The following is a 12,436-nucleotide window of genomic DNA, read 5'->3' as shown; positions in this document are numbered from 1 at the left end:
CTACGGATATAAGCCTCGGCTGAGCGGCGGTTTATATCCGTAGGGATGAGGTTTTAAATACCGATCTTGCGGCCCAGTAGACTGGCACCTTTAGAATGACCATCTGGCCCGTATAGTGACTGGCCGTGGCGGGTATTCAATACTGCCAGCGCCTGAGTATTATGCTCAATATGCTGTTGTAGCAATAATCCATTGTGCAAATTACTGTACTGAAGGTTCTCAGCCAGCTGCAAGATACGTTGCCAACGAATTGCCAACTCTTGAATCTCGCTATATGGCGCCTGTATATTGGCCGCAATTTCGGTGGTGAGCCGGGTTTGATCCAGATAAGCCAAGGTGGCCAGTATTGAACTTTTTTGTTCCGTCACACCTTGCAGCACGACACCTTGAATCCGACCGGAGCAGAGTAATTGCTGCTCTTGTGCTACCACAGTCGTCAGTGACTCGAGAAGTTCCAGTTGCTGGTCCAAATTGGTCTGTAGTCTTTCCACCACCACGTATCCTTTTACGGTTAACGACTGTTTTGCGGTTAACGATTGTTCTAGGGTTAATGACTTTTGTTATGTTTAGCTATTTCTCAGAAAATCCGCGACATTCTTTAACAGAGCATCGGCAATTTTACCGGTGTCCATCGTCAGTTGACCTGAGCGGATAGCCTGTTTTAAGGTTTCTACACGTTCTACGTTGATGTCCTGGCTGCCCGGTTGCATCAGTTTTGCCTGCGCATCACTTAATTTAACCTCAGTACCACTCACCTGTGCTTTTGTCTGGGCAGAAGGCTTACGCATCTGCTGCGCAATGTCACTGGTTTCCCGTGGCTGCACTTGCGATACCGGTAATAACGGTTGAGTGCGATCAATACTCATGTTGTGTTGCTCCCTCTATAGCGGGATTGACGTTTATCGACCCGCGAGACTTTTATCTTTTAACAAAAAGAAAGGCGGGATTGTCACAGTGCTACCCGCAAATAACTGCATACCAGAGTTATCGGCAAAGGTTAAAAAAACTTTAATCACTATAACATAATCCGAATTGTGCCATCTTCGGCTACGGTGCCACTGACGATTTGGCCGGATGCCATGCGCACCCGAACGTTATCCTGTATGGCGGCGTTGTTCATCGCTTTACCATTACTGTTAACATTAAATCCTTCTCCCTGTGCCAAAACTTGCACCTCTTGCCCTGCTTTAATGACCCACAATCGACGCAGCATATTGCGCGTCAGCGGCTGGCCGGCACTGATTTGCCGCAAGCTGACGGCACCTTGAGCAAAATGCGAATCCAGCAAGGCGCCGGGGGGGAGGGTATCCAACCGGCCTTGTTTCATCTGTATATCAGACACGGCAATTTTCTCACCCGCTGCCAGTTGGCGGCCAGCCACAGCATATTGCCCACTGACCTGCACTTGTGTCTGAATAAAACGGCGAACCCCCTCACAGCGTACGGACAAACTGATATTGCCCCACGGGCGTGCATTGGCAGGCAGCGTGATTTCTGGCACTTCGCATTGCGGCCATTGGTTCTGTGGCGTTTTGATAACCACCTTAACCTGACTCTCTTTATCCGGGTATTGCTGTTGGAAGAATTGATTTACCTGCGTTGATAAATCTGCCGCCATCGCTGAATGAGTGACGGTCTGACTCAGCAACAGCACCCCCCAAGCCAACTTTATGACGCCATTTTTATTCATTGTCATCAATCTCCTTTCTGCCTGTGTAACCAGGTAATACCAGGGCACACCCCTTTTGCACACTAGTGTACCTGTAGCGCGATGAGGTTAAGGGGACAAATAGCGACGCATTTTGCTCTTATTCTGGCGATAGGCTTTCCTATACGGCGTTTATGCTGTCGACTCCAAATTCTAACCTTGCGGGGGGACTATGCTCGACAAACTGGACGGTGCTCTGCGTTTTCAACAAGAGGCGCTTAATTTGCGTGCGCAACGACAGGAGATCCTGTCGTCCAATATTGCAAATGCGGATACACCCGGCTTTCAGGCACGTGATATTGATTTCTCCAGCCAACTGAAAAAAGTGATGGAGCAAGGCCGTGCCACAGGTACAGGGGTGTCGCTCAGTTTAACGTCAGCCCGTCATATCCCGGCAAGCACCGTTGCGCCACCTGACCTTGACCTTTTATTCCGGGTTCCAGACCAGCCGGCGATGGACGGTAACACGGTTGATATGGATCGTGAACGTACTAATTTTGCCGATAACAGCCTGAAATATCAGACCGATTTGACCGTTCTTGGCGGCCAGATCAAAGGGATGATGTCAGTGTTACAACAAGGATAAGACGTATGTCTTTACTGAATATTTTTGATATTGCCGGTTCGGCATTATCAGCCCAATCGCAACGGTTGAACGTCAGCGCCAGTAACATGGCCAACGCCGATAGCGTTACCGGCCCGGATGGTCAGCCTTATCGTGCCAAGCAAGTGGTGTTTCAGGTAGCGGCTCAACCAGGGCAGGAAACCGGCGGGGTACGTGTATCACAAATCGTTGACGATCCCGCACCGGATCGTTTGGTGTATCAGCCGGGTAATCCGCTGGCTGATGCCAAGGGTTATGTCCGCATGCCCAACGTTGATGTAACAGGGGAAATGATTAACACCATTTCGGCCTCGCGTAGCTATCAAGCCAACGTTGAAGTGCTTAATACCACTAAATCTCTGATGCTCAAGACGCTAACACTGGGTCAATAACAGGAGCTTGTCTATATGGCCATTACCAATTCTCTGACTGAGAGCGATTACGGTATTACCAACACCACCGGGGCTAATTCCACCACCGGTAGCGGTAGCACCAGTCAGGATTTGCAGAACAGTTTCCTGACGTTGCTGGTTGCCCAGTTAAAGAATCAGGACCCGACTAACCCAATGCAAAACAACGAGTTGACAACGCAATTGGCGCAAATCAACACCGTAAGTGGCATTGAAAAATTGAATACTACACTGGGCTCCATCTCCGGGCAGATTGATAGCAGCCAGTCGCTGCAAGCCAGTAGCCTGATTGGCCACGGCGTGATGATCCCCGGCACCACGGTGTTGGCAGGCAGCAAAGATGGCACCGTCACTACCACGCCATTTGGTGTTGAGTTAGAACGTTCCGCAGACAAAGTGACGGCAACCATCAGCGACAGCAATGGTCTGGCAGTACGCACCATTGAAATCGGTGGCCTGTCAGCAGGTGTCCACTCCTTTACCTGGGATGGTTCACTGGACGCGGGCGGTAATGCGCCAGATGGTGCTTACACCGTGACGATCGCCGCCAGCAGTGGTAGCGAGTCACTGGTTGCTACTCCGCTGAGCTACGCGGTTGTTAATGGTGTGACCCGTGGCAGTGACGGTTCCAAGCTGGATCTGGGCCTGGCGGGGACTATCACCATGGATAAAGTCCGTCAGATTTTGTAGGTCAGAGATCAGTCTTAAGCAGTAACCAAACAAACACCACGGTGAGTTAACTAATTGAAAAAACTCATCTTAATTTTTTAAATAGCGTTTGATATGTCATCAATGCTCAAGGTCTATAACGGACCCCGAATCTAACGGAGAAGAAAATGGGCTTTTCTCAAGCAGTCAGCGGTTTGAACGCAGCATCCAGCAATCTGGATGTGATCGGTAACAATATCGCCAACTCGGCGACATCAGGTTTTAAAGCCGGCTCAGTTTCTTTTGCCGATATGTTCGCAGGTTCCCAGACCGGTATGGGGGTTAAAGTTGCCGGGATTACTCAAGACTTTAACGACGGTACGCCAACCACCACCAACCGCCGTTTGGATTTAGCCATCAGCCAGAGTGGTTTCTTCCGCATGCAAGATAGCAGCGGCGGTGTGTACTTTGCCCGTAACGGCCAGTTCAAACTTGATGAAAACCGCAACATCGTTAACATGCAAGGGCTGAGTTTGACCGGTTATCCGGCAACAGGGACTCCTCCTACCATACAGCAAGGGGCAAACCCGGTACCCCTGTCGATTCCTCAGGATATGATTGCCGCGAAAGCCACCACCTCGGGCAATATGGTCGCTAACCTGACCTCAACCCATGATGTTATTAGCGCAACCTTTGATCCGCAAAAGCCAGATACTTATAGCTTTGTGAATAACATGACCACCTACGATAGCCTGGGTAACCGCCACGTTATCAATGTGTATTATGTGAAAACCGCTGAAGATGCCGTCAATGGTAATAGCTGGAATGTCTATACCAAAGACAGCAGCGGGACATTGGCCGATGCGACTAAACCTTTTGACCCTGCTGACCCTGCCGCTGCCTCTCTGCGCGGAACGATGGTATTTGATACCAATGGCGCACTGAAAAGCGTGAAAAATGGTGCGGGTGCTGCCAGTACCACTGACTTCAATCTGACTGTCCCTATGGCGGTGGTGAATGGTGCCCCGGCGCAAACCTTCGCGCTGAATGTTGGGGGTAGCAAACAGCAAAATACCGGTACTGACGGTATTGTGACTCAGAACCAAACCGGCTATGCCGCAGGTGAGTTCACCGGCTTCCAGATCAACAACGATGGCTCGGTTGTCGGCACTTATTCAAACCAGCAGACCCAACTGCTTGGCCAAATTGTGCTGGTTAACTTCTCTAACCCTGAAGGTTTGTCTCCTGAAGGCGATAACGTTTGGAAAGAAACCAAGTCTTCCGGTAACCCGATCCTCGGTACTGCCGGTGGTGGCGGTTTCGGCACTTTGACCAGTGGCGCGTTGGAGTCTTCTAACGTGGATTTGAGTAAAGAACTGGTGAATATGATTGTGGCGCAACGTAACTATCAGTCCAATGCGCAGACCATCAAAACTCAGGATCAGATCTTACAAACTCTGGTTAACCTGCGTTAATCGAACTGACGGGATAAGCTCATGGATCACGCAATATATACCGCGATGGGGGCTGCCAGGCAGTCGCTGGAGCAGCAAGCGGTTACGGCTAACAATCTGGCTAACGCCTCGACGCCGGGTTTCCGCGCGCAGTTGTCAGCGATGCGTGCCGTACCTATCGACGGGCCGAGCATGGCAACCCGTACCATGGTGACGGCATCGACCCCCGGTGTGGATATCAGTCAGGGGACGATGAATTATAGCGGCCGCCCATTGGATGTTGCCTTACAGCAAGATGGTTATCTGGCGGTGCAACTGCCTGATGGCACCGAGGCTTATACTCGCAACGGGAATATTCAGGTTGCGGCTAACGGTCAAATGACCGTGCAGGGCTACCCGCTGATGGGCGATAACGGCCCGATTGAAGTGCCACCGCAGGCCGCAGTGACTATTGCGGCTGATGGCACCATTTCGGCGCTGAACGCCGGTGACTCACCGAATACGATTGCTCAGCTCGGCCAAATCAAACGGGTTAGGGCCAATGCGGGTGAAGTGATGCACGGTGATGACGGTTTGTTCCATCTGACTCCCTCGACGCAACAGGCGCGTGGTGCTCAGTTGGCCAATGACCCGCTGATTAAAATTATGCCGGGTGTACTGGAGGGCAGCAACGTGAAAGCGGTTGAAGCCATGACAGACATGATTGCCAATGCCCGCAGTTTCGAAATGCAGATGAAAGTCATTCACAGTGTGGATGAAAATGAACAGCGCGCTAATCAGCTGTTAGCAATGGGCTAAGCGCGCAGGCGCAGAGGAATAAACAGATGATCCGATCATTATGGATTGCCAAAACCGGTTTGGATGCACAGCAGACCAATATGGATGTCATCGCCAACAACCTGGCGAACGTCAGCACCAATGGCTTTAAGCGCCAGCGGGCGGTATTTGAAGATTTGCTCTACCAGACCATGCGCCAGCCGGGTGCGCAATCCTCCGAGCAGACAACCTTGCCATCGGGTTTACAGATAGGTACCGGTGTTCGCCCGGTAGCGACAGAGCGTTTACACAGTCAAGGCAACCTGTCCAAGACCGACAATACCAAAGATATCGCCATTAAAGGTGAAGGGTTCTTTCAGGTGCAAATGCCTGATGGTACCAACGCTTATACTCGCGATGGGTCTTTTCAGGTGGACCAAAACGGCCAGTTAGTAACATCCGGCGGTTTTCAGGTACAACCGGCGATTACCATTCCGGCCAATGCCCTGAGCATGACGGTGGGGCGCGACGGGATAGTCAGTGTCACCTTGCAGGGGCAAACTGCCACGCAGCAAGTCGGGCAACTGACATTGACCACATTTATCAATAACAGTGGCTTGGAAAGTATTGGCGAAAACCTGTATCAGGAGACCGCCAGTTCCGGTGCACCAAACGAAACCACGCCAGGTCTGAATGGCGGGGGCTTGCTGTATCAGGGCTATGTTGAGACCTCTAACGTCAATGTGGCGGAAGAGTTGGTCAATATGATCCAGACGCAACGAGCCTATGAAATCAACAGTAAAGCGGTTTCAACTTCAGACCAGATGTTGCAAAAACTGACCCAATTGTAAATCCGCTTTCAGGGGGTAATTTAGCCCCCTGACTGCAACAGAATAATGAGTAGATGAGGCCGACCGCGTGGCCTCTTACCGGTTACAGGACTGATAATCAGAGATGGACAGAAAGCCGCTGCGCAAATCAGGTGGATTGAAATGGGTCTGTATGCCGTTGACGGCGATGCTGCTCAATGGCTGCGCGTATATTCCGCATAAACCACTGGTGGAGGGTACCACCTCGGCACAACCGGCACCGGCCAGTGCGCCGTTGCCGAATGGCTCTATTTTCCAGGCTGCTCAGCCGATGAACTATGGTTATCAGCCTTTGTTCGAAGACCGTCGCCCACGTAATGTCGGTGACACGCTGACCATTACCTTGCAGGAAAATGTCAGTGCCAGCAAAAGCTCCTCTGCCAACGCCAGCCGTAATGGTTCAAGCAAATTTGGTGTCGCCACCGCGCCGCGTTATCTGGAAGGATTATTGGGCAATGCGCGGGCTGATATGGATATCTCGGGTGACAATACCTTTGGCGGTAAGGGCGGGGCGAATGCCAACAACACCTTCAGCGGCACGATCACCGTTACCGTCGATCGCGTGCTCGCTAACGGCAACTTGCATGTGGTCGGTGAGAAACAGATTGCAATCAACCAGGGGACTGAATTTATCCGCTTCTCTGGGGTAGTAAACCCACGCACCATCAGCGGCAGCAACACCGTGACCTCAACGCAGGTTGCAGATGCGCGCATCGAGTATGTGGGTAATGGTTATATCAATGAAGCGCAGACCATGGGCTGGTTGCAGCGGTTCTTCCTTAATATCTCACCGTACTAAGAGGCCGTCGATGCGTAAACAGTCACTTGTCACTCTATTTGTTATACAGCTTATTGCGCTGCTCACACTGGTGTCATTACCTGCCACCGCAGAGCGTATCCGCGATTTGGTGACCGTTCAGGGAGTACGTGATAACGCGTTAATCGGTTATGGCCTGGTGGTCGGCCTGGATGGTTCCGGTGACCAGACCATGCAAACGCCGTTTACCACGCAAAGCCTGAGTAACATGCTGTCGCAGTTGGGGATTACCGTACCGCCAGGTACCAATATGCAGCTCAAAAACGTAGCAGCAGTGATGGTCACGGCCAAGTTACCGGCATTCTCCCGTGCCGGGCAAACCATTGATATTGTGGTTTCTTCAATGGGTAATGCCAAAAGTATTCGCGGCGGCACCCTGCTGATGACCCCATTGAAAGGGGTGGATAATCAGGTTTATGCCCTGGCACAAGGTAACGTGCTGGTCGGCGGTGCGGGTGCGGCATCGGGTGGCAGTAGTGTACAGGTCAACCAACTGACCGGTGGGCGAATCAGCAATGGTGCCACTATCGAACGTGAGCTGCCGACGACCTTTGGTACCGATGGTGTGATTAATCTTCAATTGAATACCGAGGATTTCACCATGGCACAACAGGTGAGTGATGCCATTAACCGCCAGCGCGGTTTTGGTTCTGCCACAGCGATTGATGCTCGCACCATTCAGGTTTTGGTCCCGCGCGGCAGCAGCTCGCAAGTGCGTTTCCTGGCAGATATTCAAAATATCCCAGTGAATGTCGATGCGGGTGATGCCAAGGTGATTATCAACTCTCGTACCGGCTCGGTGGTGATGAACCGCAATGTAATGCTGGATTCTTGTGCTGTGGCGCAAGGGAATCTATCGGTGGTGATTGATAAGCAAAATACCGTCAGCCAGCCTGATACCCCATTTGGTGGTGGGCAGACCGTAGTTACCCCGAATACTCAGATTTCCGTTCAGCAACAAGGTGGGGTATTGCAACGCGTCAATGCCAGCCCGAATCTGAATAATGTGGTCCGCGCCCTGAACTCGCTGGGGGCAACCCCGATCGATTTGATGTCTATCTTGCAGGCAATGCAAAGTGCTGGCTGCTTGCGGGCTAAATTGGAAATTATCTGATGAGTGATTTGATGGCGATGTCTGGGGCGGCGTATGACGCCCAATCACTGAATACCTTAAAACGTGATGCGGCAAGAGATCCACAAGGTAACTTGAGGCAGGTTGCTCAGCAGGTAGAGGGGATGTTTGTGCAGATGATGCTGAAAAGTATGCGTTCTGCCTTGCCGCAAGATGGCGTGATGAACAGTGATCAGACCCGGCTTTATACCTCGATGTATGACCAACAAGTCGCGCAGCAAATGTCGGTCAAGGGGTTGGGCCTGGCCGATATGATGGTGGAGCAGCTTTCAGGCTCTACCTCGCCAAGTGAAACGGCAGGAACGGTACCGATGCTGCTGGATAATGAAGTGCTGCAAACATTGCCAGCACAGGCATTGGCACAAATGGTACGTCGTGCCATGCCGACACCGCCAGCCAACAACTCAGCGTCATTGCCACAAGGCACCGGTAATTTCGTGGCGCGGATGTCTATTCCGGCACAAATTGCCAGTCAGCAAAGTGGCATTCCTCATCAGCTGATTGTGGCTCAGGCGGCACTGGAGTCGGGCTGGGGTCAGCGCGAAATTCCGACGGCCGACGGCAAAACCAGTTACAACGTATTTGGCATCAAAGCGGGTAGCAACTGGGATGGTCCAGTCAGTGAAATTACGACTACCGAATATGAGCAAGGTGTGGCGAAGAAAACCAAAGCTCGCTTCCGGGTATATGGCTCCTATGTCGAGGCCGTCAGTGATTATGTCAAATTACTGACACAAAACCCGCGCTACGCCAATGTTGCCGCAGCACAAAGCCCTGAGCAGGGGGCACATGCGCTGCAACAAGCCGGTTATGCCACCGACCCGCAATATGCGCAAAAATTAGTCAGCGTGATCCAGCAAATGAAAAATAGCGGTGAACAAGCAGTAAAGGCATACAGCAGCGACCTAAGTCAGTTGTTCTAAATAGGCTATTTTATTTGTCATTTTGGGATTGGACAGTGCTCGGCGGCGTCACGTAGCCATAACTTACAAAGTCATGGTGTACGCTCCGTTGCCTGTGCGCTGGCCACACCCAAACTGTCTGCGACAATAACGCCTATTGGATTGGTGAGGATCGAGATTTACACCCATATTTTGACTCAAGTTTTCCAAAGTCGAGCCGATAATAATCACAGGCTGTGCGGAGGCTAAGGTCTCCTCAGGCAGTATCCCAATATTAATTAATGCAGGCGCTGCGATGCTCGTCGTCTGTGGTAAAAGGATTTCTTCATGTCCAATAGTTTAATGAATACTGCGATGAGTGGTCTGAGCGCAGCGCAATATGCCCTGAGCACCGTCAGTAATAACATCACTAATTTTCAGGTGGCGGGCTATAACCGTCAGAATACTATTTTTGCACAAAACGGTGGAACCTTAAGTCCCGCCGGCTTTATTGGTAATGGCGTTGCAGTAACCGGTGTTAACCGTGAATATAACTCGTTTATTACCAACCAATTACGTTCTTCACAAACGCAAAGCAGTGGCTTAACTACCTATTATCAGCAAATTTCGCAAATTGATAATTTGCTCTCTAATTCGTCCAATAACCTCTCCAGCACCATGCAGGACTTTTTCAGTAACCTGCAAAATCTGGTGAGTAATTCCGGTGATGATGCGGCCCGTAAAACGGTATTGGGCAAGGCTGAAGGGTTGGTTAACCAGTTCCAGAATGCGGATAAATATCTGCGTGATATGGATACCGGCGTAAACCAGAAGATCACCGAAAGCGTTACGCAAATCAATAACTATGCTGACCAAATTGCTAAGTTAAACGATCAAATTACCCGTTTGCGCGGCAGCAGTGGCAGCGAGCCAAATGCGTTACTCGATCAGCGCGACCAATTGGTCACAGAATTGAACCAGATTGTTGGCGTGACCGTGACCCAGCAAGACGGTGATGCTTACAACGTTTCTTTTGCCAGCGGTCTGCCATTGGTGCAAGGACCGGATTCTTATAAAGTCGAAGCCATACCTTCCAGCAGTGATGCTACCCGATTAACCATTGGCTACAAATATGGTAGTGGCGATGTGCTTGAAGTGGACGAAAGCCGCCTGACCACCGGTAGCCTGGGTGGTACGCTGAAATTCCGCAGTGAGGCACTCGACAGTGCACGTAACCAACTGGGGCAATTGGCCCTGGTCATGGCAGACAGCTTCAATACTCAGCATAAAGCCGGGTTTGATACCAGCGGTGATCCGGGCGTTGATTTCTTCAGCTTTGCACAACCGAATGTGTTGAAAAATGCGAGAAATCAGGGTGATGCCAGCTTGACGGTGTCCTACACTGATACTTCAAAAGTCAAAGCCAGTGATTATAGTGTGGAGTTTGATGGAACTGACTGGCAGGTGACACGGCTGTCTGATAACACCAAAGTGCCGGCTAACCCGGTGAAAGACGGCAGTGGTAACACCACCGGGCTGAGCTTTGATGGTGTCGCCGTCAGTGTTGATAACGGCACTGCTGGCGCGCAAGCCAGAGATAAATTCATCGTCAAAACCGTCTCTAACGTGGCTGCTAATTTACAGGTCGATATCACCGACTCAAGTAAGATTGCTGCTGCCGGTACCGCTGATGGTGGCGCGAGTGACAACGTTAACGCCCAGGCATTGTTAGATCTGCAAACCAAAAAACTGGTTGATGGCAAAGCCACGCTGTCTGGTGCTTATGCCGGTTTGGTCAGTAACGTCGGTAACCAAACCAGCACCGCGAAAACCAACAGCACGGCGCAAGCCAATATCGTCAAACAGTTGACCGCCGAGCAGCAGTCTATTTCCGGCGTGAACCTGGATGAAGAGTACGGCGATTTACAGCGTTTCCAGCAATATTATCTGGCGAATGCCCAGGTCATTCAGACGGCTTCGACGCTGTTTAATGCGTTGCTGAGTCTGCGCGGTTAATTTTTTGTCAGCGGCAGAGAGTCCCTGTCGCTACTTATCTTATTTAGCGGTTAGTCAGTATCCCTGTTAAGACAGATTGATTGTTGAGACGGGGTTAGCGGGCTGAACGATTACTAAAAGGAACTGGCATCATGCGCTTAAGTACCAGCATGCTGTATCAGCAAAATATGCAGGGCGTGACTAACGCCCAATCACTGTGGATGCAGTCGGGCCAACAACTCTCCAGCGGCAAGCGGGTGGTTAACCCTTCCGATGACCCGATGGCCGCATCTCAAGCGGTGATGGTGTCGCAAGCCCAATCGGAAAATAGCCAATATACTTTAGCGCGCAGTTTCGCTCGCCAAAGTTCTTCGCTGGAAACCACGGTTTTGGCGCAGGCGACCAGTACCATTCAATCAATTCAGACCTTAGTCATTAGCGCTAAGAGCGATATATTGAGTGATGATGACCGTGCCTCTTATGCCACTCAGTTACAGGGTTTGAAAGACCAACTGGTCAATCAGGCTAACACCACTGATGGCAACGGTCGTTACATCTTTGCTGGCTTCAAAAGTGACAAAGCGCCGTTTGCGGTTAGTGCTACCGGTGATGTGACTTATCAGGGCGGCGATGTCGCTATTGAGCAGAAAGTCGATGCTAACCGTTCGATTACGGTTGGACATACCGGTTCCAGTGTCTTTATGGCATTGACCAGTAATGCGAAACCTGAACCTGATGATGCCGGTGGTAATCCGGTTGCGTCAGAAAGCAATATTTTCAATACCATCGATACCGTGCTGAACTCACTGAAAGTCCCGTTACAAGGGGCGACTGATGCGGTTAAAGATCAAGCTAATGCCGATATGGATAAAGGTATCCGTGGGATGTCCAACTCATTGAATAATGTGTTGTCGGTTCAAGCCGAAATCGGTACCCAACTGCAAGAGCTAGACAACCTGGATAGTTTGGGCAGTGATCGTAGTTTGATTAATAAACAGCGTTTGAGTGATTTGCAGGATGTGGATTGGACCGCGGCTATCTCGTCATATGTGATGCAGCAGGCTGCGCTACAGGCTTCATATACCACATTTACCAATATGCAGGGTTTATCTCTGTTCCAGCTTAATAAGTAATCCGTCTTCTGCCTGTGGGTCTACCCCAC

General features: G+C 50.9%; 14 protein-coding genes. 11 read left to right on the top strand and 3 right to left on the bottom strand.

Translation table 11 applies throughout. From position 1 onward, the window contains the following. Nucleotides 1-53: 53 nt before the first annotated feature. The 3 genes from V2A85_RS02160 to flgA all read right to left on the bottom strand — a co-directional run bounded on the left by V2A85_RS02160 (nt 54) and on the right by flgA (nt 1,696). Nucleotides 54-494, bottom strand: a complete 441-nt coding sequence (locus tag V2A85_RS02160; protein ID WP_083159163.1) for a flagella synthesis protein FlgN — start codon at nt 492-494, stop codon at nt 54-56. A 72-nt stretch (nt 495-566) separates the two neighbouring features. Beyond that, complete coding sequence (gene flgM / locus V2A85_RS02155) at nt 567-866, bottom strand: flagellar biosynthesis anti-sigma factor FlgM (protein ID WP_372558669.1); 300 nt, start codon at nt 864-866, stop codon at nt 567-569. 149 nt (nt 867-1,015) lie between these two features. Further along, nucleotides 1,016-1,696 carry a flagellar basal body P-ring formation chaperone FlgA gene (gene flgA / locus V2A85_RS02150; protein WP_083159161.1) on the bottom strand — a complete coding sequence of 227 codons (681 nt, stop codon included), beginning with the start codon at nt 1,694-1,696 and terminating at the stop codon, nt 1,016-1,018. 184 nt (nt 1,697-1,880) lie between these two features. Here flgA and flgB point away from each other — a divergent pair, with 184 nt between their 5' ends. The 11 genes from flgB (at nt 1,881) to flgL (ending at nt 12,407) form a co-directional block, all read left to right on the top strand. Next, nucleotides 1,881-2,294 carry a flagellar basal body rod protein FlgB gene (flgB, locus tag V2A85_RS02145; protein WP_083159160.1) on the top strand — a complete coding sequence of 138 codons (414 nt, stop codon included), beginning with the start codon at nt 1,881-1,883 and terminating at the stop codon, nt 2,292-2,294. Nucleotides 2,295-2,299: 5 nt separating this feature from the next. Beyond that, complete coding sequence (gene flgC / locus V2A85_RS02140) at nt 2,300-2,704, top strand: flagellar basal body rod protein FlgC (RefSeq protein WP_005189321.1); 405 nt, start codon at nt 2,300-2,302, stop codon at nt 2,702-2,704. 15 nt (nt 2,705-2,719) lie between these two features. After that, complete coding sequence (gene flgD / locus V2A85_RS02135) at nt 2,720-3,412, top strand: flagellar hook assembly protein FlgD (protein ID WP_372558670.1); 693 nt, start codon at nt 2,720-2,722, stop codon at nt 3,410-3,412. A 146-nt stretch (nt 3,413-3,558) separates the two neighbouring features. Beyond that, nucleotides 3,559-4,845 (top strand): flagellar hook protein FlgE, encoded by a 1,287-nt coding sequence (gene flgE, locus V2A85_RS02130; RefSeq protein WP_083159158.1) that lies wholly within the window; start codon nt 3,559-3,561, stop codon nt 4,843-4,845. A 21-nt stretch (nt 4,846-4,866) separates the two neighbouring features. Beyond that, nucleotides 4,867-5,622 (top strand): flagellar basal body rod protein FlgF, encoded by a 756-nt coding sequence (locus tag V2A85_RS02125; RefSeq protein ID WP_420070829.1) that lies wholly within the window; start codon nt 4,867-4,869, stop codon nt 5,620-5,622. Between the two features lie 26 nt (nt 5,623-5,648). Beyond that, complete coding sequence (gene flgG / locus V2A85_RS02120; RefSeq protein WP_005189344.1) at nt 5,649-6,431, top strand: flagellar basal-body rod protein FlgG; 783 nt, start codon at nt 5,649-5,651, stop codon at nt 6,429-6,431. Nucleotides 6,432-6,534: 103 nt separating this feature from the next. Further along, nucleotides 6,535-7,248 carry a flagellar basal body L-ring protein FlgH gene (gene flgH, locus V2A85_RS02115; RefSeq protein ID WP_372558671.1) on the top strand — a complete coding sequence of 238 codons (714 nt, stop codon included), beginning with the start codon at nt 6,535-6,537 and terminating at the stop codon, nt 7,246-7,248. A gap of 10 nt (nt 7,249-7,258) precedes the next feature. After that, the gene (locus V2A85_RS02110) at nt 7,259-8,380 is read left to right on the top strand and encodes a flagellar basal body P-ring protein FlgI (RefSeq protein WP_372558672.1); all 1,122 of its coding nucleotides are present in this window, start codon (nt 7,259-7,261) and stop codon (nt 8,378-8,380) included. Further along, nucleotides 8,380-9,321, top strand: a complete 942-nt coding sequence (gene flgJ / locus V2A85_RS02105) for a flagellar assembly peptidoglycan hydrolase FlgJ (RefSeq protein WP_102970432.1) — start codon at nt 8,380-8,382, stop codon at nt 9,319-9,321. Before V2A85_RS02110 ends, flgJ begins: the two co-directional genes overlap by 1 nt. A gap of 306 nt (nt 9,322-9,627) precedes the next feature. Beyond that, nucleotides 9,628-11,295, top strand: a complete 1,668-nt coding sequence (flgK, locus tag V2A85_RS02100) for a flagellar hook-associated protein FlgK (RefSeq protein WP_372558673.1) — start codon at nt 9,628-9,630, stop codon at nt 11,293-11,295. A 131-nt stretch (nt 11,296-11,426) separates the two neighbouring features. Continuing rightward, nucleotides 11,427-12,407 carry a flagellar hook-associated protein FlgL gene (gene flgL / locus V2A85_RS02095; protein ID WP_372558674.1) on the top strand — a complete coding sequence of 327 codons (981 nt, stop codon included), beginning with the start codon at nt 11,427-11,429 and terminating at the stop codon, nt 12,405-12,407. Nucleotides 12,408-12,436 lie beyond the last annotated feature (29 nt).

The sequence above is a fragment of the Yersinia sp. 1252 StPb PI genome (assembly GCF_048593885.1).
Classification (GTDB): Bacteria; Pseudomonadota; Gammaproteobacteria; order Enterobacterales; family Enterobacteriaceae; genus Yersinia; species Yersinia enterocolitica_E.
The sequence above is the reverse complement of the archived record's forward strand: the minus strand, read 5'-3'. Positions and strand labels throughout refer to the sequence as shown.